The organism is Acetobacter syzygii (assembly GCF_000964225.1).
In the GTDB taxonomy this organism is placed as follows: domain Bacteria; phylum Pseudomonadota; class Alphaproteobacteria; order Acetobacterales; family Acetobacteraceae; genus Acetobacter; species Acetobacter syzygii.
Genome location: NZ_BAMZ01000005.1, coordinates 44,308 through 67,646 on the forward strand (window position 1 = coordinate 44,308; position 23,339 = coordinate 67,646).

Genomic DNA, 23,339 nt, shown 5'->3' on the forward strand with positions numbered 1-23,339 from the left:
GTAGCTTACGCCACCACAAGCGCGGCACCATTGGCCGCCGTTGCCGGGTTTTGCGTTAAAAAATGCCGCAAGGCCAGAGGGTAAAGTCGATGTTCCTGCTCCAGCACGCGTGCAGCCAGCATGTCGGCTGTATCATCGGGTAAAACAGGAACTGCGGCCTGCCCCAGAATAGGGCCTTCATCCATACCTTCGGTGACCAGATGCACCGTACAGCCGTGCAGGCGTACACCCGCATCCAGCGCGCGTTCATGCGTATGCAGGCCGGGGAAGGAGGGGAGGAGACTGGGGTGGATATTGAGCATCCGTCCCGCCCATGCGGTGGTCAGGTACGGGGTGAGCAGGCGCATATACCCTGCCAGGCACACGGCCTCTGCTCCGGCGGCCTGTAGGGCAGCATCAATGGCGCGCTCATGGGCTTCGCGGTTTTTGCCAAAGCTGCGGTGGTCAATGGCCTGTGCGGGCAGGCCGGCCCGGCGTGCCATGTCCAACCCCGGAGCATCGGGGTTGTTACTGAGTACAAGGCATATCCGGGCGGGAAAAGCAGGGTCCCGCGCAGCTTCAATCAGAGCCGTGGCATTGCTGCCCCGGCCGCTGAGCAGAATGGCGACAGGCGTTTTTTCCATGCTCATACTGCGCGAAAATCCGGGGTTGCCAGCATTTTAAGGTCTGGTTTGCTGTCCGCACTTTCGGCGTTGGCAATGTAACCAATACGGAAGGCCTGCTCGCCCTGTTCGGCCAGCATGGCCAGAACCTTGTCCGGTTCAGGGGTAATCAGGATCATGCCAATTCCGCAGTTGAACACACGCAGCATTTCCGCCCCGTCCACATTGCCGGTGCGGGCCAGCCATTTGAATACGGGCGGCATGGGCCATGTCTGGTCAATAACCGCATCCAGCCCGTTCGGTAGCACGCGGGGCAGGTTGCCGGGCAGACCGCCACCTGTAATGTGGGCTGCACCATGCAGCAGACCGGCCTTGTGCAGGGCCAGTACCGGGCGCACGTACAGGCGGGTGGGTTCAAGGAATGCTTCGCCCAGTGTGCGACCAGCGGCAAAGGCTGCCGGGTCGGTCCATGTCAGGTGGGCATCTGCAACAATGCGGCGCACGAGCGAAAAGCCGTTGGAATGCACACCAGAGGAGGGCAGGGCAATAAGCGCATCCCCTGCAGCAATGCCTGCGGGCAGCAGGGCCGTGCGCTCTGCTGCACCAACGGAAAAGCCTGCAAGGTCATAGTGGCCATCGGCATACATGCCGGGCATTTCTGCCGTTTCGCCGCCCACAAGGGCACAGCCGGACTGTTCGCATCCTGCGGCAATGCCACGGACAACCTTGGCAGCGGATGCAACAGACAAACGGCCCGTGGCAAAGTAGTCGAGGAAGAAGAGCGGTTCCGCACCCTGGACGATCAGGTCGTTGACGCACATGGCAACAAGGTCAATGCCCACGGTTTCGTGCAGGTCATTATCAATGGCCACGGTCAGCTTGGTGCCAACGCCATCGGTGCAGGAAACCAGAACCGGGTCGGTAAAGCCTGCGGCCTTTAGGTCGAACAGAGCGCCAAAGCCGCCAAGACCACCCATGGTGCCGGGCCGGTCCGTGGCTTTTGCTGCCGGGCGAATGGCGTCAACAAGGGCTTCGCCTGCCTCAATGTCCACGCCGGAATCACGGTAGGTGAGGCCGGAGGAAGGGGTGCTAGGAGAAGACGTCATGGGTGCGCTCTTGGTCAGAATGAGAATAAGGTCGATGCCGGGAACAGGGTGAGTTAGGATTCCCGCGAACAGTCTTTACGGCAGGAGACGCGGCGCGCAAAGCGGCATGACACGGTTTGATGAAACAAAAGCATCTTCCGGCACCACAAAAAAGGGCTGGAAGCGGCGTATAAGCGAAGGTGACGGGGTGGCGCAGATTGCTTTGCCATTTATATACCGCCCCCGATTCGGGCGGTCGGACTTTGTCGCAGCCCCCTCCAACGCGGCCGCACGTGCATGGGTTTTGGATGCGGAGGCCCCCTACCGCTGGCCGGAAGGACGCATGGCGTTATGGGGAGAAGGCGGAACAGGCAAGACTCACCTGCTCACCATATGGGCGGGGCGATATGGCGCACCGGTTATGGCCGGGGAGCGGCTGAATGAGCGCGAGGTCGCCACTTTGTTCGAACAGGGTGGGTTCCGCGCCGTGGCGTTGGACAATGCGGACTGTGTGCCTTGCGAGCATGATCTGCTGCATCTGATCAATCTGGTGCGCGAGCGCCGGGTACTGCTGCTTATGGCAGGCCGTTTGCCCCCTGCACGCTGGCCTGCCGCCCTGCCGGATCTGGAGAGTCGTTTGCGGGCAACCTCTTCCGTACCGCTGGGGCGCGCGGAGGAAGATCTGTTGCACCGGCTGCTGTTGCGTTTGCTTGCAGAGCGGCAGATTGTGGTGGCGCCGCAGGTAACCAAATGGCTGCTCCGGCATCTGCCACGCCGAGCCAGCGCGGTGCGGGACTGCGTTGCTGCACTGGACCACGCGGCCATGGCCTCAGGCGGCAAAGTCACGCGTACGCTGGCTGCCAGTGTTATGGACGGGCTTTTTGCGCACGATGGTGAAGCATGAAAAGATTATTTCAGTTTTATGACATGATGCCGATTTGAAGCTCCTTAACATTCCGGGGCTACCATGTTTGGGATATGTTGACGGATATACGGTTTGTCTGTGTGTTTTTTTGAGCAAACGACCGGATTGAGTGATGCAGGAGAGGGAGCGCAAGCCAGTGGCGGTACAGGATAAAAAGAAGACAACTCCCGTCAGTCGTGCCCGTGCGCCAGCCAAACGAGCACCTTCACGTACCAGAACACCCACTGCTGGCAGTCGTGCCAAAAAAGTGGTTGAGCCAAAAGTAACCCTGCAAACGCCCTCGCGCTTTATCAATCGGGAACTATCATGGCTCGATTTTAACCAGCGCGTGGTGGAAGAGGCGGACAACGCCCGGAACCCTCTGCTCGAACGCCTGCGCTTTTTGTCCATCAGTGCCAGTAATCTGGACGAATTTTATTCCGTGCGTGTAGCAGGGCTTGTAGGGCAGGTCCGTGAGGGACTGACCAAAATTTCGCCCGATGGGCGCACGCCAGCCCAGCAGCTGGAGGCCGTGCGGGAACGCTGTGCCCTGCTGCTGCGCGAACAGCAGCGGATATGGGTGGAACTGCGCGGTCTGCTGGCCAAGTCCCAGGTCACCCTGTGCGAAACGCAGGATCTGGACGATACGGACCGCGAATGGCTGCAAAAATGCTTTATGGATCGTATTTTTCCGGTGCTGACGCCTCTGGCGGTCGATCCGGCGCACCCGCTCCCCTTTATTCCCAATATGGGGCTGGCACTTGGGCTGCGCCTTTTATACGAAGGCACGGGCCTGTTCGCCATGAACGCGCTTATTCTGCTGCCTGCGCAGGTTGAACGCTTTATTCGCCTGCCATCGAATGTGCCGCAGGTGGCGGGTGAACCCGCCGCAGTGCGCTTTATTCGTCTGGAAGATCTGATCTCCCTGTTTATTGACCGGCTGTTTGCCGGGCTGGTTGTGGGGGAGAGCGGTGTGCTGCGCGTTGTGCGCGACACGGACGTGGAATTTGAGGACGAAGCAGAGGATCTGGTCCGCTCGTACGAGACGGCGCTCAAGCGCCGCCGCCGTGGCGTGGTGATCCATCTGGATATGGAAAAGCGTGTTCCTGCCGAACTGGCGGAAGCCATTGCCTCCGATCTGGATTTACCACCTGAAGAAATTGCCGTGCATTCAGGCATGATCGGGGTGGTGGACCTGAAGCAGATGATCGTGGATGACCGCCCCGACCTGCTGTTCCCCCCCTATACGCCGCGTTTTCCCGAACGGATACTCGACTTTAACGGAGACTGCTTTGCGGCCATTCGGGCCAAGGACCTGCTGGTGCATCACCCGTTCGAAAGTTTTGACGTGGTGGTGCAGTTCCTGCGGCAGGCTGCACTTGACCCCAATGTTATTGCAATCAAGCAGACCCTGTACCGCACATCGCGCGATTCACCCATTGTTAAAGCACTGATCGAAGCGGCTGAAGCCGGTAAGTCCGTAACGGCGATGGTGGAGTTGCGTGCGCGCTTTGATGAGGAAGCCAATATCCGTCTGGCCCGTGCGCTTGAGGCGGCGGGTGTGCAGGTGGTCTTTGGCTTTGCCGACCTTAAAACCCACGCCAAGCTGAGCCTTGTTGTGCGGAGGGAGGGGGCGCAGGTTCGTTCCTATGCCCATTTTGGTACCGGAAACTACCACCCCATAACGGCCCGTATTTACACGGATTTGTCGTTTTTTACCTGCAATCCGGCGCTGGCGCGGGATTCGGCGCGCCTGTTCAACTATGTAACGGGTTACGCCATGCCAGCGCAGATGGAGGAAATAGCTTTTTCCCCCATGACCATCCGCAGCACCCTCAAAGAACTGATTGAGGAGGAGATTGCGCATGTCAAAGCAGGCCGGTCGGGTACGATCTGGCTTAAAATGAATGCGCTGGTGGACCCGGACCTGATCGACTGCCTCTACCGTGCCTCTTGCGCGGGGGTTAAGATTGTCGGGGTTATACGCGGTATCTGCTGCCTGAGACCGGGTGTTCCCGGTTTGTCGGAGAATATCCGTATTAAATCGGTTGTGGGCCGGTTTTTGGAACATTCGCGCATTTTTGCCTTTGGCAACGGGCACCGCGTGCCCTCGCGCCATGCCAAGGTCTTTATTTCTTCCGCGGACTGGATGACCCGTAATATGGACTGGCGGGTGGAGAGCATGGTGCCCATTACCAACCCCACGGTTCATGCGCAGGTGTTGGACCAGATCATGGTTTCCAACATGCGTGACACCCTTCAGTCATGGCTGCTGGAACAAAATGGTGTGTGGCGCAGGTTACATGCGGGGGCCAAGCCTTTTTCCGCCCATGAATGGTTTATGACCCATCCCTCCCTTTCCGGGCGGGGTTCTGCTGCGCATGAGACGCTCTCCAGAGCACCGGCATCCCTGTCTCAGGCAAAAGACCTGATGCTGGATGATTGAAAACGGGGTTTATTTTTCCGGCATGTCGCGTATGTCTGTGCGCTTTCGTACTGCCGGGCAGCATAATGGCCTGTCCGGGAACGGCTGGTAATGGAGACGGACATGCAGCGTCGTTCAGCGGTGGTTGACCTTGGGTCCAATTCGGTCCGTCTGGTTGTGTTCGAAGGGGTATCGCGCAATCCGCTGCCCATTTTTAACGAAAAAGCCGTGCTGCGGCTTGGGCGTGGGTTAACAACCACAGGCCGCCTGAATGAAGAGGGCGTGGGCATGGCCATGGAGGTGCTCAGCCGCTTCCATGCCATTGCACGGGCCATGCAGGCTGACCCGTTTGAGGTATTGGCGACCGCCGCCGTGCGTGATGCCACCAATGGTCCCGCATTTGTGGAAATGCTGCGCCAGAGTATGCCCGGTGTGCCGGTGCGTATTCTCTCCGGTAAGGAAGAGGCTGACCATTCGGCCATTGGCGTTATGTGCGGCATCCCCGGTGCTGACGGGCTGGTGGCGGACGTAGGCGGGGGATCGCTTGAGCTTATTCATCTGACCGAGACCGGGCGGCATGATGCCACAACCCTGCCATTGGGCATGATCCGGCTTGCAGACCGCTCGGAAGGGGATCTGGACGCAGCCAAACTCCTGACTGATCAGGATATTGATGGTGTGGAATGGTTGTCCGGGGTCAAGGGGCGGCCGCTGTATCTGGTTGGTGGGGCGTTCCGTGCGCTTGCACGCCTCCAGATTGCCCGGACCCAGTATCCGCTCAATATTGTGCATTATTACACGCTGGATGTGCAGGAAGCGCGCGAGATGACGGGCTGGCTCCAGAACAGCTCCCGCCGTAGCCTTGAACGCCTGCCCGGCGCGCCCCGCAAACGGCTGGATGATATTCCCTTTGCTGCCGTAGTGCTGCGCCGGTTGATGAAAAAGGTGCAGCCCAGCAAAATTGTGTTCTGCGTGGATGGCCTGCGTGAAGGCTGGTACATGATGAACGTGGCCCCGAGTTGCCTGCCGCAGGACCCGATGGAAACCGTTGCGCGCGATATGTGCGCCCGCTTTGGCCGTAGCAATACGCTGCCAGAAGTGCTGTGGACGTGGACAGGCTTTATCAAACCGGAGGAAACACCAGAGGAGCAGCGCCTGCGCCGCATAGCCTGCTGGTTGTCCGATATTGGAAGTCACGACCACCCGGAATACCGTGCGGAGCAGACATACCTGCGGATCCTGCGCGTGCAGGGTGCCGGTTTTGACCACCGCGCACGGGTCTGGCTGTCTTTGGCGCTTGCTGTCCGGTATTCGGTGGATATGAGTTCGCCAGCACTTATGCCGTCTTTTGCGTTGCTGACAGATGAAGAGAGGCGTGATGCCGTGGCATGTGGTCTGGCGTTACGTTTGGCCTATTCGCTCTCCGGCGGGGCAGGGAGTCTGCTGGAAGGCACGTCTTTGGCGTGGGAAGGAGCCGAACTGGTGCTGACCCTGACATCCGCCCGTGTCGCCGTAAAAGGCGAAAGTGTGCGCCGTGGGCTGGAGCGGCTGGGGCAGGCGCTAGGCGTGCAAACACGGTTTGAGGTGGAACTGGCAGTCTGATCTGCCTCCCCCCAATAGGGGGTGGACAACTCATGCGCTGGCAGGCACGTTACCAATTATACATCTCTGTTGTATGATAACTTTTTTGTCTTTGTCATTGTGCCATCCGGTCAAGGGGCACAATGGTGGCATGGACGGGGTTGTTCCTGACCAACAGGCAGTGGAATTTGGTGCGTGTCTTCTGAAGAGATCATAGACCCGACTGTCCAGCATGATGCATCCGTTCGTCGGGTGCTGCTGCACATGGTCCTCCCTTTTGTTCTGATCATTATGACGGTGGGCGCTATTGCGTGGGTGGGTATTAATTCATACCGCACCACAAGCGAGGGCGTATCCGTTCTGACCCGCGAGCTTATGGAGGCAACCCAGCAGTATATTGGGCAGGAGGTGGGAGATTACATTGCCCCATCCGCCGCCGGGAATCTGATTGCTGGCGGGATGATCGAACATGCCCCGCCTCTTGTGTCGGACAAGGTGTTCTATTCCTACGGCAGCGTCATGCTGCAAAAAATTCCCCAGTTGCAGTCTTTTTACCTGGCGGATGATCAGGGGAATTTTACGCTCATTACCCGCTCGCCCGACAAAGGCGTACAGGACCGTGAGCGTCTTGTTGTTGGGGCGGATGGCAAAAAGTCTTTCCATCATAGTCTTTTCAATGAGGCAGGGCAGAAGCTTCGGGAGTTTGAGACCCCCGCAGGCGAATACGACCCGCGCACCCGCCCGTGGTATAAAAACACGGAAAAAAAAGACAGCATCCAGTGGACACAGCCTTACCTGTTTCCGTCCGATAAGCAGTTTGTCATGACCAGCTCGCTCCGCTTTAAGCGTGATGATGGGCACGAAATGGTTTTTGCCACCAACATTTCGTTGAATGAGCTGAGCGCTTTTCTGGATAAAATAAAGATCGGCAAGACCGGCAGCGCCATGATCGTGGATGCGAACGGTCGGGTTATTGCCGGTCGTAATCTGATGCAACATGCCGAGGCGGCTGGGTGGGACCCCAACAAAATGGTGTTGGACCCTAAAACCTATCCGATTTTTGCGTTGGGGTATGACCATTACAGGGTACGGGGCTTTGGCCCCAAGCATGTGGAATGGGACGGTAAAACCTATATTGCCATGGCATCGGCCCTGCCACGCTATTCGCAGGGCTGGATTTTGCTGATTGTTGCCCCCGAGAATGATTTTGGCAGCTTTGCCCACCAAAGCAGCCGGCAGAGCCTCCAGTTTGCCGGGATTGTAACGGTGTTTTCCCTCACTCTGGGGGCATTATACATTCGCCAGCTCCGCAGGACGGAGGCAGGTAACCGCAGGCTGGCCGTGCAGCAGTCCCAGCTTGCGCAGGAGAGCGGAGCCCTGCAGCAGGTTGCCATTGCACCCAACCTGTTTGATCCTTCTGCAGAGCCATTGGCCATTACCGAGCAACTGGCGCAGGTTACAGGTGCGCGCAGGGCCAGCCTGTGGCGGTTCCTCCACGATGGTGCCGCCATGGTGTGCGATGATACTTACGACCGTACCCAGAATACCCATTCCGGTGGGTTTGAAATGGGGCGTGAGGAACTGGGCAAGTTCTTTGATGCCATAGAAGAAGGCACACCTTTTTCCGTCAGTAATGCCGCAACGGATGAGCGGACAACCCGTTTTGAACGGCTGGTCATGCGGGAAGTGGGGACGCACGCTCTGGCAGTTTATCCGGTTCATGGCCCCCATGGCGCGTTGGGAATGCTTGCGCTGGAAGAGCCGGTCATGCTGCCGCATCTTCTGTATTTTGTGGAGCTGATGGCCAGTATTGCTGGCACGCGTTTTGCTGCGCAGAGCGCGGTTGAAGCCCAGCAGACAACATCTGTGGAAAATACGGCACTTGCGCCCGTGCAGGCCTTTGGTGCGCCAAAATCTGATAATCTGCTCATGCACGCGGAGGAAATGGCCGCAGTTACTGGTGCGAGTATTTACCCCAGTGTGGCTGTGCTTGTGGTGAGTTTTGCCGACCCGGTGGTGGAAGGCAGCAAGGAGACCGCAACTCTTATTGCGCTGATCAACCAGTTGGCCACACAGGTGCAGACCGTTGCACAGGAAGAGCAGCTTTTTGCTGTGGAAGTGGCCGGTCATCGCATGATCTGCATGGCGGGCTGCACAACAGAACCTGACCCCACAGCCTTGTTCCGCCTTGCCAATGCGGCGCTTAAAATGCGCGAAACGTTTATGGGTGCTCTTGCCGCTGCGGATCTGGAGCCGGTCTTTACCATGGGTATGGATTATGGACCTGCTTTTGGTGGTGCAGTCGGGCAGTCGCCAACGGTGTTCAACCTGTGGGGGCAAACCGTCTCGCTGGCCGAGCTGATGGCCGAAAGTGCGATTGACCCCGGTACCATTCAGGTAACGGAGCGCGTGTACGCCAATCTGCGTGACCGGTATCTGTTCCGCAGTCGTGGGGCGTTCTTTGTACCGCATCTGGGGCTTGGACGGGCGTATACTCTGGCGGCACGCCGATGAGTGAGAGTGATCCCGGCCCCGCCCAGACCCCTCCGCCACCAACCGATACAACGCGCGACCCCGTGCTGGCCGGGCAGACCGAGCGAGGGACGGCGGTGGCACCTGCCCAGTGGGCGGTAGGCAAGCTGGGCTGGCTTGGACGGTTAACACGCAGGCAGGCGCGTTTTCTGCTGATCATGCTTGGTGCTTCGTGGGGGGTTATTTTCGAGAGTTTCCGCGCTCACTCATGGCGCAGGACGGTCCGGTACGAATTTATCAGCACCATGAACAACATCATTCGTGGCGGGCTGATTGCGACCATGTTTGCGGGGGTCCTAACCGGGGTTGCTGCGGTTTCTCAGGTTATTTACTGGCTGGGGCTGACCGGCCTTGCCACCATGACAGGCTCCATCCTGATCAATGTGGTCGTGCGCGAAATTGCGCCTATTCTGGTGGGAATGCTCCTGCTGGGGCGTAACGGCATGTTGTCCACCACGGAACTGGGGCTTTTGAGCATAGGGGGGGAAATCCGCTCCATGCAGGCTGTGGGCATAGACCCGTTCCTGCTGCTGGTTCTGCCCCGTACACTGGCGTTTACCGTAGCCGGGTTTACGCTGGGCATTCTGTTTTCGTTCGCATCGCTGGTCACAGGGTATGTTATGAGCCGCCTGTCCGGGGTTATTAACAACCCTGTCTGGGTTTTTCTGGATGATGTGGCAACGGCCATGTCGGGCACGGATTACATTATTATCCCGCTCAAATTCATTACTGTCGGGTTTGTTGTGGGGCTTGGTGGCTGCATTACCGGACTGACCGCTACAAACGAGGATTCACTCCGCACATTACTGCCCCGTGGCTTTTCGCGCGGGATGCTGATTGTGATGGTGGTGAGCGTGCTGTTCAGTCTGGATATATAAGATGGAAGTCTATGCCGCAGGCCCACTGCTTGAACTGAACAAGGCCGTTCCATCGTTTGATGAAAGTGGTCTGCCACCCGTGCCATTCAGCATGAAAGTGATGCCCGGCGACTGCATGGTGGTGGAAGCGCGCGATGTGGGGCACGCAACCATGTTTGCAGATCTGTGCAGTGGCCTTATTCCACTCGATGATGGATCGGTCCGGTTTATGGGGCTGGACTGGACCGAATTGGGTGACCGGGAGTTGAATGCGCTGCGTGGCCGCATTGGTCGCGTAACCCATAGGGCAAGCTGGCCGGAGTTTGTGCCTGTTCACCTTGCCATTGTGTTGCAGCAGTTACACCATACAACCCGCCCGATTGATGATCTGGTGCAGGATGCCGCCAATCTGGCGGAAAGGTTTGGCCTGCCTGGCCTGCCAACAGAAAACCCCAGTTTTTTGCCGGAGGATGATCTGCTGCGCGCTAGTTGCGCACGGGCATTTCTGGGCCAACCCCATTTGTTGCTGCTGGAAGACCCGCTTGAGGGTGGCCCGGCAGAGTTGAGCAATTCTTTTCTGGCTGCAATAACCGAAGCACGCGATAGAGGTGCCGGGGTTATCTGGCTGGTAAGGAATAACGCAGTCTGGCAGGAATATCGGCAGGGTATTACGGCAACCTGGCGGCTTGCAGATGATGGTCTTGTAGCAGTACGGATGGGATAATGTTCCAACTCCGCATACGACAGAAAGTAAAACCATTGATTTCTCTGCGTTATGCAGATGAATGGGTGGGTTTTCTCGTGCTTCTGAGCATACTCATATTCGGGGGCGCGGTTATCGAGGCTGGCGTGCTGCGTGACTGGCTGACTCCTCCAGCACGGCTACGGGTTGTGTTGCCGGCCTCTGGTGTGGGCGGGTTAACCGTTGGGGGCGATGTGCAGCTTATGGGGGCCCATGCGGGCACTATTCGCAGTATCAAGCTCAATCCATCGGGCAACATGTACGCCATGGTCGATCTGGACCCACAGGCAAAACCTTTTATCCGGCGCGATAGTACGGCTCTTATTCGCAAACAGCTTATTGTGACCGGTGCATCCTATCTGGATCTCAGTCGCGGGCATGGCGATCCAATGGACTGGAGCTACGCTGTTGTTACGGCAACGCCTGCGCCTAACCCTGCGGACCAGATTACCGCAACCCTGAACAGTATTCAGGCCGAAATTATGCCTGCACTGGCGAGTGCACGGCATATGATGGCGCAGTTGGATGGCACCATAACCGATATGCACGCCGGTAAAGGCACAATCGGGCAGCTTATGACCAACGACCAGCTTATCCGCCAGTCCGAAGCCACGATTGCGTCCTTGGATGCGGTGATCGAGCGGCTTAAGCCGATTGAAAAGCAGGTTTCAGGGATCATGAACAAAACGGACGCCACTATGGGCAACCTGAATGCGGCAACCAGAGATGTTAAGAACGCCACGCCACACCTGCCAGCCATTGCCAGCAATGTGGAGGCCAGCACATCCGACCTGCCAGCCCTGTTGGCGCAGGCCCAGACCACTCTTTATGGTCTGCAACAACTGACCGATCAGTTGCGTGGCATGTGGCTGCTGGGGGGGCATAAGGTTACGCACCATAAACGTCTGGCACCACAGCAGGTGCGGCCATGAGACGGCTCACACATCTTCTGGTTCTGGCAACGCCGCTGCTGCTTGGCGGGTGTGGTGGAGCTGACCAGACCAAACCGACAGCGCAGGATGATGCCGCGTGGGATCAGGCTATGGCGGCCGGGCGGAATTCTTTTGAGCTTGGGCGTTATACGGTAGCTGTATCCCAGTACCGTAAGGCGGCCAACCTTGCCCTTGTGCGTGATGATGGAGATGCCGTGGCAGAGGCGGGGTATGACCTTGCGGTATCGCAACTGGCAGCCAATACGCCAGCGGAGGCATTGCAAACAACGCAGGCAACCCGGCAGGCCGTGGCACTGCGTGGCGGGCAGGATCAGTTCTCGCTTGATCTGGTGGAAGCCGCAAGCCACTATCGGTTAGGGCAGTATGCGCAGGCTCTGCCGCTGGCCCAACATGCCATGCAAGCGCCAGACCCCGCCGTGGGTGCACGGGCCGCTCTTGTTCTGGGCCTTGCTGCGGATGCGCAGGGTGATCGTAGCGCCTTGCAACTGGCTGCATCTTACCTGAACGGCCTTAAGCCGCCTCTTACCCCCGCGCAGCAGGCGGATAAGGCGGAAATTCAGGCACGGCTTATCCGCCAGTCCAGTCCGGCACAGGCAGAGCAGTTGGCTGAGGCGGCAGCAGGCCTGCGCCAGAGCGAAGGCGCATACCATGACATGACGCGTGCTTTGGCCCTTGCCGCCCAGATTGCTGGCAGCCAGGGTGACCAGGCCCGTGCTCATGCACTTTGGGCACGGGCTGCCCAGAGTGCAGCTGCTCAGTCTGGCAAGCTCAACAGGATGGATGCGCAAACGCTGGCTCATGGTAATCTGACCAAAGGCAATGCCGCTCCGCCTGAGGATGATGCGCAGATATGGGCGCGCAACGCAGGCAACATTGTGCTGCGTCCATTCGACCAGAACGACACCAGCAACTAAACCTCTCCCGCTGTAGTGGGCCGGGTGCATGGGGTGGTGGATCAAGTTGCGGTGTATTGCTGGCCGGGTTGCCTGCGTGTTTTTGCAGGCGTTTCCTGCAAAACGGGCACCAGCTTAAAATAACCGCAGGTCAAGCAGGTCTTCCATGCAGAATCCATGGATCACAGGGACCATTTGCTGTGTAACACCGCAACCTAAGCGCAGGTCCATGTGCATGGCTGTGCGCACGGAGCGGTGATTATGAAAAGACTTTTCCACCATTACAGAAAACGTAACCGTCAGGGAGAAGCGGAGCGCCATACCAAACTGGAGGATGTGGCGCCAGAACCCAGTGGCAAAGGGAATGGGCGTTTCCACCTGAGTACCAAGGAGGCGGTCAGGCGTTTTCGTGCCCATGCGCTGGTGGAAGAAAAAAACCACCGCGATGTTGTGCGTGTCGGTTTGAAAGATAGCGTGTGGGCGGACCTTTACCACCATGCGCTTACGGCAAGCTGGCCCGCTTTTGCGGCCATTGCCGTTGTTTCATACATCGTGATCAATCTTGTGTTTGCCCTGCTGTATCTGGTTGCACCAGACCAGATTACGGGCCTGTCGCACGGCAAGCTGTTATCCCTGTTCTTTTTTAGCGTTCAAACACTCTCCACCGTGGGTTACGGCACCATGAGCCCGATTGGCGCGTACGCCAACGCGGTTGTTTCGGTTGAAGTGTTTGTAGGCATGATGCTCACAGCCCTTGCAACTGGTGTGGTTTTTGCTCGGTTTGCGCGCCCCCGGGCGCGGCTTATGTTCAGCAATATGGCTGTTATCAGTAACGAAGGGGGCATTCCCGCTTTGTGCATCCGCATTGCCAACCTGCGGATGAGTGTGATTTTATCGGTTGATATTGAAGTCGCCTTGTCCCGTCTGGTTATGAGCGACAATGGGCACTTGGTCCGTAAATTTGACCAGCTTCTGCTTATGCAATCCCATGTGCCTGTGCTGCGGTTTGCTTTTGTCATGGCTCATGTCATTACCCCTGACAGCCCTTTGCACGGCAAAACGGTTGCGGAACTGGAAAAAGAAGAAGCCGAGATTATTGTCACCGTTACAGGCACGGACGAGGCGCTGGGCCAGACTGTATTTGCCAGAACGGCATACCGGTTTGATCGGGTGCAGCATAACCATCGGTTTGTGGATATTGTGCTTTCCCGCCCGGATGGACGCATTACAGTGGATTACACCCGCTTCCATGATGTGGAGGCGCATTAGTATTCCCGCCTTAAATGGGCTTGAACCGCCTTGTTGTGTCCATAAAAACAGCATTGGCTGCAAATTCTGCCTGCATGACCTCCAATGCGCCAATAGCCCGACCAAAGTCGATCTGGGCGGACAGGTTGGTCATGTGTACCGTGGCTGGCAGCAGGTTTGCCAAGGCCTGCCGGGCTGCCTGTGCCGGGGCTAGAGTGTAGCCCTGCATGGTGTGGATACTATGGAGCAGGCTTTGCAAAGCCGCCCGCTGTGGTTCTGGCAGCAGGTTATGGAACAGCACATTATGCAGCCGTAGAATGAGAATGCCGGTCATCATGCATCCAATCGCACCGCTCAGGTAAGCTTCTGTGAGCTTGTTCGGGGCGGCGTCCATGTGCCGAATAATCTGGGCTAGACGTTCGCCAGAGCGGGCTATCCATTCTGCTGAGCTGAGGGATAATGTGCCAGAAGCCAGATGTTGCAGATCTCCCACCATTTTGCGGCGGAGTCTCCAGCGCTCATTGGCTGGACTAAATGGCAGCACAAGCTGAAAAACAAGCACACCCAGACCAATCCCCAGCACAACAGCGGGGGTGGTATTAAGCCAGTTGAGTTCATCCAGCCTGTGATGGTTGGCAGGGCCAACCATAAACGGCAGAAAATTGTTGTAAGCAGCGGCTGTTGCAGCCAATGCTCCCGGCGCGCGTAAAGCCAGCCCCCCGACCAGCATGGGTATGAACAGGGAGGCCAGAAGAGTCTCAATACTGGCCTGATCAGGTAGTATCCAGAACACCAGAAAGAAGGAAACAACCGCAGCCCAGACTGCTCCACGCAAAAAACCACTGGCTGCAACAACCGGATTTTCAAATGATGAAAAACGGGTGCTTGTCACGGCTACAAACATGGCCAGGGTGGAGCCTTCGGGCCATGCGGTAACCTCCCACAGTAATCCTCCCATACAAAGGGCGGCTGCTGCGCGTAAGCCGTTATTGAACGCCAAGGTCACATCTTTTTCAGGGTGGCGGTCAAAGCGGAAGTGGTCTTTTGGGGTGTCTGCCTGTGCGGCAATAATATGTGCCAGAACCCGGTCCAGTTCGACCAGAAGCTTGGCTATGGCAGCTTGCAGTATTCTGCTTTCCAGTAGGGCATGGCTGGCGGGAGAAGGGCCGGGTGCGCGTTTTTGCAAAATCTGGAACTGGGCCAGCATGTCCATGCCTTGTTGTTTGCTCAGAGTCATATGGCTGCGCAACATGCTGCGGGCCTGCTGCGCCGTGGTGATTGAGGGAGTATTGGCAAACTGCTCTGCCAGTTGGGCTATTAGGTCCAGTATACTATTGAGCTGTGGAGCAAACCCTTCAGGCAGGGGAGACGTTGCCTGCATATGAATGTTCAGCGCAATGCCACGGGCCAGAAAGCCGGAAATAGCGGCTAGTCCAGCACGGGCATGGTCGCCTGCATGGGAATATGGCCCCATTTCTATTTCGCTGAATTCGGTCTGGTCGGCCATGCTGGGAATACTGCTGAGCAGTGCGCGGGAGCGGAGCAGACCATCGGCTTGCCCGCGCAACAGATCCCCGACACCAAGACATGCCGCGTGGAGCGCACCAAACAGATGAGCACGGATTTGCGCACGGGCCACAGTTTCCAGCTTGGGCGCAAATAAGGCGGCCAGAAAACTTTCGCAGACAATACCAAGCGTTATGTATGTGGCGCGGGAAAGGGCGATCATAAAAATATTGTCAGGCTGGTTGGCCCCGCTCAGCACAATAATGGTGGTGGTAAAAGCCACCAGAACCAGTGCATAGGAACGGAAATTCCGCAAAAATGTTGCAAAGGCGCAGCACCCTCCGGTCCATATGGCCAGAATGGGAAAAAGTACCCATGGTTCCTGCGGAAGTGCGCACAGTAAGGCAACACCGGCACAGGCACCAAGGCACGTACCAATCAACCGCCATTTGGCTTTGGACAGGCTTTGCCCGCGCGAATTCTGCGCCACAATCCATGTGGTCATGGCAGCCCATTGTGGACTGTCCATTTCCATCCATAGTGCCAGCGTAAGCGCTAAAAAAGCTGCGCAGGTTGTACGGAGCGCAAACCCAAGATCCGTTGCTTTGGGGGCCAGCAACCATCTGAGCGGCATTTTGGAGAACGGGTCTGGTTCTCCCGCTTTGGGTGCAAGTCGCAGGACTGTGGATTGGAAGCGTGAAAATATAGAGGAAACAGACACCGTAGCCACAAGCCCTCTTGAAGAGGGTCTTGTTATAACACTACCTGTCAGGTTGGTAAAAAAGAAAGTGTTGTATGGGTGTAAAGGGTTGCTCAGACGGCGCGGTAAGGGCGGCTTGCATCCAAAAATACGGCATTGGCATCCAGTTCGTGGGAGACCACAATCAGGTACGCAATGGCACGGGTGAGCTCAATACGGGTGGAAATATTGGGCTCTGCTGCTTCCATCCGGCGTAATGCAGTGGTCGCCACGCGGGCAGCGTGGGCAGTATGGCCATATTTGCCTGTAAACTGGCTCATCCGCTTCATAACAATTTCTATGGCTCTGCGTGCCGGTGGGGGAATTTGGTTGCGGTGGAGGAGTGCGCGTAGACGAATAATATTGAGCCCAATGGTCATGGCCGCCAAGGTGCCTTGCAGGCAGCCTTCAATAGTGGGCGAAGGTGTTGGGCCAGCATGGCGGATCAGTCTGGCAAAACGGTCGATATTCCGGCCAATCCAGTCCCGTGTCATGGGGGTGGGTTCGGCTGATGCCAGCGTGCGCAGGTCGCGCAGCAGGGTGCGGCGCATACGCCAGCGTTCCGCAGCACTGTTGAACGGCAGGACCGCACGGAAAATAAGCACTGCAAAAAACACACCAAGCAGAATGGCCCAGGTGGAGTTAAACCACGTTACCTCGTCCACGCGACCCTGATTGAGCGGGTGAACAAAGTTGGGCAGCAATAGGGTATAGGCAGCAGAATGGAGCGCTGTGCCAGCATTCCGCGCAGCCAGCCCGCCCGCAAACATGGGGATGGCCAGTGTTGCTACCAGCATTTCGTAGTTGGCTTGTGTGGGCAGTACAAAAAAGACCAGAAAAAACGCAACCAGAGCGGCCCATATGCCGCCGATCATAAACTGGGTTGTTGCCACAACCGGGTTCTCACGGGTGGCAAACAGCCCGCACACAATGGCAACAAAGGTTATAAACCCAAGCCCCGTGGGCCAGGCCGTGCACTCCCACACCAGCCCGGCTGCGCTCAGTGCTACAGCCGCGCGTACACCATTATAGGCGGCCTCGCGCTTGTCCACGTGGGACTGGAGGCGGAAATGGAAGTGATCACCCCGAATAAAGTGCTGGCTGGCATCGTATTCACGGATGGCCTGCTCCAGTTCGCCAAGCAGTTCATCCATGGCGTTGTGCAGGATTCGTCCATCCAGCAGGGCGGAAATCTGGCTGTTTTCGTCCTCTACGGCAAAAGCGGAGCCGATTTCGTGCGTTAAGGCATCCACAATCTGCTGGTGGCATTCTGCCCGGAGCAGTTGCAGGTCGCGCAGAATGCCACGCACGCCGGTTTCGGTATTCAGGCGGTTTGGCAGCCCGCTCAGGAATGTACTGACCTTGGAGGCTGTCTCGCGGAATATGGGCTGGTCGGTCTGCACGTATTGCAGGCGGACGGTCATCCCCAATCCGCGCGACAGCAGAACGGACACCGCAGCCAGAGCCGCACGGGCATGGTCGCCCTCATGCCCATGGGGGCCCATTTCCGCCTCGGAAAACTCAATCTGGTCATTAATGGACAGGATCGGACCGAACATGGCGCGCGAGCGGATCAGGGCTTCATCATCCCCAGCCAGCAAGCTTGCTACCGCTTCGGACACGTTGCTCAGGGCCGTGCGGAGCTTGTCGCGGATGTTGCGGCGCGCCGTTTCAGACAGGTTGTGGGCAAACAGGCCCGCTACCGTGCTTTCGCACACAATACCCAACACAATGTAGGTTGCGCGCGACATGGCGGTCATGAACACGTTTTCGGGGTGAGGAATGGCCCCAATGGCAATAATGGCAGTCGTATAGCCTGCCAGCACAAGCGCGTAGGAGCGGAAGTTGCGGACCAGTGTGGCCAGCGCGCAGCATAACCCCAGCCAGATTGATAGCGCAGGGAAGAACAGCCACGCAGTCTGGTTAAAGGCCGAAATAAGGGTGATGGACATAACCACCCCAATACCCGTGCCCACCAGACGCCACCGCGCCTTGGACATGCTCTCCCCGCGGGAGCCCTGGGCCACAATCCATACGGTCATGGCTGCCCATTGCGGATCGTCCAGTTCCATCCACAGGGCAATGACCAGTGCAATCAGGGCGGCGGCTGTTGTGCGCAGCGCAAATCCGATTGCCGAGGGGGATGGCGCAAGCAGCCAGCTGAATGGCAGTTTGCGCTGTACACCGGGCGGGCCTAACGGGCGGAAGGTGCGCAGGCGACCGATCCTGTCAAGCAGGGGAAAAGAAAGACTGGGCACAGTGGCTACTTTGTTGCAACAGAGGAAGGTCGGGAGTCTGATGATAACCGTAGCCCTTTTTTCCCTTTTTTCCTTGTGGGTTCAGACGCATATCAGCTATCGCTTCTCAAACGGGAAAAGGGCAGTCTGGGACCAGTTTCTGCTTATGACTATCGCACAGAGCAGTTATTCGGTCCATGATGAAACAGGACCGCACCATCCGGTCGGTCACCTTGATGGCGCATATGGGAAAGATGGTGGATATGTCTGATTTCTTTCAGAATCTTGTAGGTAAGGTCGAGAGCGTTCTGGGTGGAGATGTCCAGACTCTTGTCAAACAGCAGCTTCAGGCGCTCACGCAGCCACAGACAATCCAGACCCTACTGGACAGAGCCGATCAGGCCGGGCTGGGCGACAAGGTGCGTTCATGGATTAGCCAGAGCGGGAATGTGCCTGCCACTCCGGACGAAATTCGCGCCATTCTGGGGAGCGGCACCGTCCATGATCTGGTGGAAAAAACCGGTCTGCCAGCCGATGCGGTGGTGACAGCACTGGTCCACTTTCTGCCCGACGCTGTGGACAAGAACACGCCAGAAGGCGTGCTGCCTGCCGCGGGTACCACAAAGAGCGCCTGATCCGTAATTAAGCTGCACGTGTGTGATGCGCGGCATTTTCGTGCATCACACAGTGTAATCCGTTATAGATACTGCCATGACCTTGGGTGAACGTATAACGCGGATTGATAACTGGCTGCTTGATGATGTGTGCCAGCCCATAGCGGACAGGCTACCAGAGCGCTTTCCCGCTTTTGATGCGGGTATGAGCTGCCAGTTTGGTTCTCTGCTGCTTTCTGCTGTTTCCATTATTGCCGTGTTTGTGCTGACCGGCATGAACGATTTTGGAAACATGATCTTTAATGTGCTGGTCTGGTGCCTGTGCGTCAGCTTTTTTATTGGCCTCAGCCGCCTGCGCGTGCTGGTCAAACCGGGAAAACCCAATCCGCTGCGGCATATGCTTGTGAGCGTGCGGATTATTTCCATTCCATTCGCGTTGTATGTTGTCTATCAGGCGGTCACATCTCCACCCACGTTTGGGACGGCGGTCTGGTTTAACGCATTTTCAAATATTGTTTTTGTGGTCGGGCTTTATCTTATTTCGTGTCAGCCACGGCCACCGCGTGTACGCACGAAGGAAGAGGTATGGGGGCATCAGTTTGCCCCCCGTCCCGGTGGTGGTTTTTAACAGACCATAAACGCGCAGGATGCGTGATCAGGGGTTTTCCTGATCATGCTCACCTTGTGCAATGCGGCCCTGTACCGCAGGCCGCCAGTCTGCATCCTTGGGGGCAGCATCCAGCGCTTTGCGAAAGAGTGCCAGAGCCTGAGCGCTCACATGGTGTTCGGCTCGGGTCATGGCTTCTGCCGTGCGGGCCGCAAGCTCAGGCTCAAAGCCCAGCGCTAGCGCCTGCCCCCAGGCATCAGCCGCCTGAGCGTAATGGTCGCCCGATGCCTCGAGCTGGCCGAGCATCAGGTAGCCTTGCCGTTTGTTGGGGTCATCAGCCGGTAGACCCGCAATGGCTTGCTGGAGTTGGGCAATAAGTGCATCGGTCTTGCGGTTTTGCAGATGCTGCGCCACCAGCCGTGGACCAAGGGGTTGGGCAGGCAGCGAAGGCGCACCGTTGGTCAGGTAAAGACCAATGGCAAGGACCGGTACAGCAGCCAGACCAAACCACCCCAGCATGGCGGAACTGTTGGCACGTGCCGTGGAGGGGGCGGCATCGGCGGCCAGAATCCGGCGTTGGATTTCCAGTATGGCCACGTCGTGTTCTGTTGGGGCAATCAGCCCAATGGCAAGGTCACGGTCAACTTCGGCCAACTGGGCTTCGTGCAGGGCCAGAGCCGTACTGCGTTCATCCCGAATGGTGCGGGCGCGTTTCCAGAGTGTAAAAAAAGCCGGAGCCAGTGCAAGCAGGCTGAGCAGCCCTATGGAAAGCCAGATCATGCTCTCAGTCCTTTGTCAGTCTGGCCAGACGGGCCTTTTCTTCTTCGTTCAGGGGCGGGGGTGGCGCGGCGTTGGCTCGGCGGCGGTAGAAAAGAAAAGCCGTGCCAACCCCTAGCAGCAAAGCCAGAACAGGCATGGCCCACAGCAGGAGCGTGCCAGCAGAAAAAGCAGGTTTAAGCCGGATAAAGTTACCATAACGGCTCACCATCCAGTCCATGACCTGTTTGTTGTCCTCACCTTTGGCAACGTGCTCGCGCACAACCCGGCGCAGGTCACGCGCCAGACCGGCACTGCTGTCCTCAATCGATTCATTCTGGCAGACTAGGCAGCGTAGCTGGGCACCAATAGCCTGTGCCCGTGCCTCCTGCTGTGGGTCTGCCAGCATTTCGGATGGGTCATCCACAGCTAGCACCAGTGCAGGAGCCGCCATCAGGCATAAGCCCAGCATGCAGGCAGCAAGTTTGCGGTGCAGGGTCATGGTGTTTGCAATCTATGCACCAAAGGCAGCAGAACCTTGCCAATGGTTTCTTCGGTTAAGGGAGCGGCGGTGTGCCAGCGTATTACGCCGCCCGCGCCAACCAGAAAAGTTTCCGGCACGCCGGAAATCCCCCATTCAATACCAGCCCGTCCATCGTGGTCACTTCCCAACCGGCTGAAAGGGTTACCGGAGTGGCGCAAAAAGCTGGCGGCATTGTCCGGTTTGTCTTTGTAGGCAATGCCCCACATGGTCAGCTTGTCCTTGAGGGTCATAAGGGTTGGCATTTCCGCAAGGCAGGGAATGCACCATGATGCAAAAAAGTTCACCAGCACAGGTTTGCTCACCTGTTGCAGGTCCTGCGTGGTAAAACCTTCAGCCGGGGGAAGGGGGGCAAGCGTAAAGTCCGGTACCGGGCGGTCGAGCACCGGCGCGTTAATGTCGTGCGGGTTAAAGGAGCCATGCTCCATTCCATCCAGCATTTTCCAAAAAGCAACACCAGCAACACCGGCACCGGCCAGCGGCAGGGCCATAAGCAGGCGGCGGCGGGTCAGGTTGTCCGAAGGTGTGGTCATGATACGCTCACGGTTGCGGAGGAGGACTTGGCCCGCTGGGGGGCACCAACCCGCATACGCCGGTCGGAAAGGGATAGTGCGCCGCCAAATGCCATAATCAGGGCACCCAGCCACATCCATGGGGCCAGAGGGTTGTAATGCAGGCGCAGCACGTAGGTCGGGTTGTTATCCGGCCCATGTCTGTCACCCAGAACGCCATACAGATCGGCCAGCATATTGGTGTGGATGGCAACATCCGTTGTGGTCTGGTTCTGGCTGTTAAAGCTGCGTTTGGATGGATGCATGATGGTTATGAGCTGGCCATTGCGCCGGACTTCCAGCGTAGCAACCATGGCTGTGTAGTTGGGGCCGGGTTCCTGCTCCACGGCCTTAAGCGTCCATGTGTAACCAGCAAGCTGTTCTGTTGTGCCAATGGGGACTTCAACAATCTTGTGCTGTGCCTGAGACATGGCAGCAAGGCCAAGCACCGTAATGCCCACGCCTGCATGGGCAATGGCTGTGCCAATAATGGCGCGCGGCAACATGCGGGCCCGCTGGATGCTGGTGCCAATCGGTGCACGGAAAAGCTTGGTACGTTCAGCCAGATCCGTAAGGCTTGCCGCAATGACCCATACGGCCGCAGCAGCACAGATAATGGGTAGCACGCCAGAAAGCCGGAAAACGGCAACACCACAGGCCAGAGCGGCCACAATGGCCGCAATCCACAGTTTTTGCAGTACCGGCCACAACTGCGCACGCTTCCATGGCAACATGGGACCAAATCCCATGAAGATGAACAGCGGCAGTGCGAGCGGAATGGTCGTTGCATCAAAGAACGGTTTGCCAACCGAAATGGTGCGGTCAAACAGCAGAGACATAAAAGGTGGGTACATGGTCCCAGTCAGCACCACCGCGCAAAGCGAGCAGAGGAGAATGTTGTTCAGCACCAAGGCTCCTTCGCGGGAGATGGGGGCAAACAGCCCGCCCGCCGTAAGAGCAGGTGCCCTGTAGGCAAACAGGGCAAGGGAGCCGCCAATAACAACACCGAGCAGCCCCAGAATGAACACCCCGCGTGCAGGGTCGTTTGCAAAGGCGTGGACCGAATTCAGAATCCCCGAACGCACAAGGAAGGTGCCGGAGAGCGAGAACGAGAAGGTGGCAATGGCCAGCAGTACGGTCCAGATTTTAAGGGCTTCGCGCTTTTCCACCACAATGGCGGAGTGGATGAGTGCTGTGCCAGTCAGCCATGGAATGAGCGAGGCATTTTCCACCGGGTCCCAGAACCAGTAACCACCCCAGCCCAGTACGTAGTAGGACCACCATGACCCCATGGCTATTCCGCAGGTTAAAAAGCACCATGCGGCAACAGCCCACGGGCGCACCCAGCGGCCCCATGCGGCATCCACCCGACCTTCGATCAGTGCTGCAATGGCAAAGGCAAACGGTACGGCAAAGCCTACGTAACCCGTGTACAGAATGGGGGGGTGAAAAGCCAGTCCGGGGTCTTGCAGCAGGGGGTTCATACCCTGCCCATCCATAGGAGCGGGCCATACGCGGGCGAATGGATCTGATGTGGTCAGGCAGAACAGTTCAAACCCTGTCGCTACAAGGCCCAGCACGGCAATTACGCGTGCGCGCAAAGCAGAGGGCAGGTTCCGCCCGAATGCGGCAACCGCTGCGCCGCACAGACCCAGAATGAGCGCCCAGAGCAGAATGGAACCTTCATGATTGCCCCATACGCCTGTAATCTTATACAGCAGCGGTTTGGAAACAGCGCTGTTTTCCGCAATGTTCTGAACCGAAAAATCGTCAGTGACCGCAGCGTAAATCAGGCTCAGGAAGGAGGCACTCAGGGCGATCATCTGCCCTATGGCCAGGCCGGGGGCCAGCGCCATCAGGCGCGCATCGCGCCGGGATGCGCCAATAAGGGGAATAATGCCTTGTACGGCAGCCAGCACACAGGCCAGTGCAAGGGCGTAATGTCCTAGTTCGGGGCTTAACATAT

At 57.7% G+C, this 23,339-nt stretch carries 19 protein-coding genes; 11 read left to right on the top strand and 8 right to left on the bottom strand.

Translation table 11 applies throughout. The features are described from left to right. Positions 1-5: 5 nt before the first annotated feature. Entirely contained in the window at positions 6-629 is a 624-nt protein-coding gene (purN, locus tag Absy_RS01360) for a phosphoribosylglycinamide formyltransferase (RefSeq protein ID WP_048852941.1), read from the bottom strand. Next, positions 626-1,708: a phosphoribosylformylglycinamidine cyclo-ligase gene (purM, locus tag Absy_RS01365; RefSeq protein WP_048852942.1), complete on the bottom strand. Its 1,083-nt coding sequence runs from the start codon at positions 1,706-1,708 to the stop codon at positions 626-628. The genes purN and purM overlap by 4 nt, the downstream gene beginning before the upstream one ends. 106 nt (positions 1,709-1,814) lie before the next feature. Here purM and Absy_RS01370 point away from each other — a divergent pair, with 106 nt between their 5' ends. The 9 genes from Absy_RS01370 to Absy_RS01410 all read left to right on the top strand — a co-directional run bounded on the left by Absy_RS01370 (position 1,815) and on the right by Absy_RS01410 (position 13,843). Next, the gene (locus Absy_RS01370; protein ID WP_048852943.1) at positions 1,815-2,591 is read left to right on the top strand and encodes a P-loop NTPase family protein; all 777 of its coding nucleotides are present in this window, start codon (positions 1,815-1,817) and stop codon (positions 2,589-2,591) included. 157 nt (positions 2,592-2,748) lie between these two features. Next, on the top strand, positions 2,749-5,037 hold the full coding sequence (locus Absy_RS01375; protein WP_179287779.1) for an RNA degradosome polyphosphate kinase: 2,289 nt from the start codon (positions 2,749-2,751) through the stop codon (positions 5,035-5,037). 90 nt (positions 5,038-5,127) lie between these two features. Beyond that, the gene (locus Absy_RS01380) at positions 5,128-6,618 is read left to right on the top strand and encodes a Ppx/GppA family phosphatase (protein WP_048852945.1); all 1,491 of its coding nucleotides are present in this window, start codon (positions 5,128-5,130) and stop codon (positions 6,616-6,618) included. 174 nt (positions 6,619-6,792) lie between these two features. Further along, positions 6,793-9,111 (top strand): adenylate/guanylate cyclase domain-containing protein, encoded by a 2,319-nt coding sequence (locus tag Absy_RS01385; RefSeq protein ID WP_048852946.1) that lies wholly within the window; start codon positions 6,793-6,795, stop codon positions 9,109-9,111. Next, complete coding sequence (locus tag Absy_RS01390; RefSeq protein WP_084596787.1) at positions 9,108-10,007, top strand: MlaE family ABC transporter permease; 900 nt, start codon at positions 9,108-9,110, stop codon at positions 10,005-10,007. The genes Absy_RS01385 and Absy_RS01390 overlap by 4 nt, the downstream gene beginning before the upstream one ends. Before the next feature lies 1 nt (position 10,008). Further along, positions 10,009-10,710: a P-loop NTPase family protein gene (locus Absy_RS01395; RefSeq protein ID WP_048852947.1), complete on the top strand. Its 702-nt coding sequence runs from the start codon at positions 10,009-10,011 to the stop codon at positions 10,708-10,710. Further along, complete coding sequence (locus Absy_RS01400) at positions 10,710-11,660, top strand: MlaD family protein (protein ID WP_048852948.1); 951 nt, start codon at positions 10,710-10,712, stop codon at positions 11,658-11,660. The genes Absy_RS01395 and Absy_RS01400 overlap by 1 nt, the downstream gene beginning before the upstream one ends. Next, a complete protein-coding gene (locus tag Absy_RS01405; protein ID WP_048852949.1) occupies positions 11,657-12,595 on the top strand; it encodes a hypothetical protein in 939 nt (312 codons plus the stop codon). The genes Absy_RS01400 and Absy_RS01405 overlap by 4 nt, the downstream gene beginning before the upstream one ends. A gap of 240 nt (positions 12,596-12,835) precedes the next feature. Next, positions 12,836-13,843, top strand: coding sequence for an ion channel (locus Absy_RS01410; RefSeq protein WP_084596789.1), 1,008 nt, complete (start codon positions 12,836-12,838; stop codon positions 13,841-13,843). Positions 13,844-13,853: 10 nt separating this feature from the next. On the opposite strand, the gene Absy_RS01415 is transcribed toward Absy_RS01410, so the two are convergent. Together Absy_RS01415 and Absy_RS01420 are read right to left on the bottom strand one after the other, a co-directional pair. Next, positions 13,854-16,058, bottom strand: coding sequence for an FUSC family protein (locus tag Absy_RS01415; RefSeq protein WP_245614657.1), 2,205 nt, complete (start codon positions 16,056-16,058; stop codon positions 13,854-13,856). An 83-nt stretch (positions 16,059-16,141) separates the two neighbouring features. Beyond that, the gene (locus tag Absy_RS01420) at positions 16,142-18,325 is read right to left on the bottom strand and encodes an FUSC family protein (protein ID WP_048852950.1); all 2,184 of its coding nucleotides are present in this window, start codon (positions 18,323-18,325) and stop codon (positions 16,142-16,144) included. 176 nt (positions 18,326-18,501) lie between these two features. Between Absy_RS01420 and Absy_RS01425 the strand changes: the two genes are divergently transcribed. Both Absy_RS01425 and Absy_RS01430 read left to right on the top strand, forming a co-directional pair. Further along, positions 18,502-18,939: a YidB family protein gene (locus Absy_RS01425; protein WP_245614658.1), complete on the top strand. Its 438-nt coding sequence runs from the start codon at positions 18,502-18,504 to the stop codon at positions 18,937-18,939. A 76-nt stretch (positions 18,940-19,015) separates the two neighbouring features. Continuing rightward, positions 19,016-19,546: a hypothetical protein gene (locus tag Absy_RS01430; protein ID WP_048852951.1), complete on the top strand. Its 531-nt coding sequence runs from the start codon at positions 19,016-19,018 to the stop codon at positions 19,544-19,546. A gap of 27 nt (positions 19,547-19,573) precedes the next feature. On the opposite strand, the gene ccmI is transcribed toward Absy_RS01430, so the two are convergent. The 4 genes from ccmI to Absy_RS01450 are packed head-to-tail and all read right to left on the bottom strand — an operon-like array spanning position 19,574 to position 23,337. Beyond that, entirely contained in the window at positions 19,574-20,305 is a 732-nt protein-coding gene (ccmI, locus tag Absy_RS01435; protein ID WP_048852952.1) for a c-type cytochrome biogenesis protein CcmI, read from the bottom strand. A gap of 4 nt (positions 20,306-20,309) precedes the next feature. Next, a complete protein-coding gene (locus tag Absy_RS01440; RefSeq protein WP_048852953.1) occupies positions 20,310-20,783 on the bottom strand; it encodes a cytochrome c-type biogenesis protein in 474 nt (157 codons plus the stop codon). Beyond that, the gene (locus Absy_RS01445) at positions 20,780-21,355 is read right to left on the bottom strand and encodes a DsbE family thiol:disulfide interchange protein (RefSeq protein ID WP_048852954.1); all 576 of its coding nucleotides are present in this window, start codon (positions 21,353-21,355) and stop codon (positions 20,780-20,782) included. The genes Absy_RS01440 and Absy_RS01445 overlap by 4 nt, the downstream gene beginning before the upstream one ends. Then, positions 21,352-23,337, bottom strand: a complete 1,986-nt coding sequence (locus tag Absy_RS01450; protein WP_048852955.1) for a heme lyase CcmF/NrfE family subunit — start codon at positions 23,335-23,337, stop codon at positions 21,352-21,354. The genes Absy_RS01445 and Absy_RS01450 overlap by 4 nt, the downstream gene beginning before the upstream one ends. Positions 23,338-23,339: the final 2 nt, after the last annotated feature.

Coding starts and splice junctions, on each gene's coding strand:
- purN (WP_048852941.1), bottom strand. CDS start 629: ATGAGCATGGAAAAAACGCCTGTCGCCATTCTGCTCAGCGGCCGGGGC.
- purM (WP_048852942.1), bottom strand. CDS start 1,708: ATGACGTCTTCTCCTAGCACCCCTTCCTCCGGCCTCACCTACCGTGAT.
- Absy_RS01370 (WP_048852943.1), top strand. CDS start 1,815: ATGACACGGTTTGATGAAACAAAAGCATCTTCCGGCACCACAAAAAAG.
- Absy_RS01380 (WP_048852945.1), top strand. CDS start 5,128: ATGGAGACGGACATGCAGCGTCGTTCAGCGGTGGTTGACCTTGGGTCC.
- Absy_RS01390 (WP_084596787.1), top strand. CDS start 9,108: ATGAGTGAGAGTGATCCCGGCCCCGCCCAGACCCCTCCGCCACCAACC.
- Absy_RS01395 (WP_048852947.1), top strand. CDS start 10,009: ATGGAAGTCTATGCCGCAGGCCCACTGCTTGAACTGAACAAGGCCGTT.
- Absy_RS01400 (WP_048852948.1), top strand. CDS start 10,710: ATGTTCCAACTCCGCATACGACAGAAAGTAAAACCATTGATTTCTCTG.
- Absy_RS01405 (WP_048852949.1), top strand. CDS start 11,657: ATGAGACGGCTCACACATCTTCTGGTTCTGGCAACGCCGCTGCTGCTT.
- Absy_RS01410 (WP_084596789.1), top strand. CDS start 12,836: ATGAAAAGACTTTTCCACCATTACAGAAAACGTAACCGTCAGGGAGAA.
- Absy_RS01425 (WP_245614658.1), top strand. CDS start 18,502: ATGATGAAACAGGACCGCACCATCCGGTCGGTCACCTTGATGGCGCAT.
- Absy_RS01430 (WP_048852951.1), top strand. CDS start 19,016: ATGACCTTGGGTGAACGTATAACGCGGATTGATAACTGGCTGCTTGAT.
- ccmI (WP_048852952.1), bottom strand. CDS start 20,305: ATGATCTGGCTTTCCATAGGGCTGCTCAGCCTGCTTGCACTGGCTCCG.
- Absy_RS01440 (WP_048852953.1), bottom strand. CDS start 20,783: ATGACCCTGCACCGCAAACTTGCTGCCTGCATGCTGGGCTTATGCCTG.
- Absy_RS01445 (WP_048852954.1), bottom strand. CDS start 21,355: ATGACCACACCTTCGGACAACCTGACCCGCCGCCGCCTGCTTATGGCC.
- Absy_RS01450 (WP_048852955.1), bottom strand. CDS start 23,337: ATGTTAAGCCCCGAACTAGGACATTACGCCCTTGCACTGGCCTGTGTG.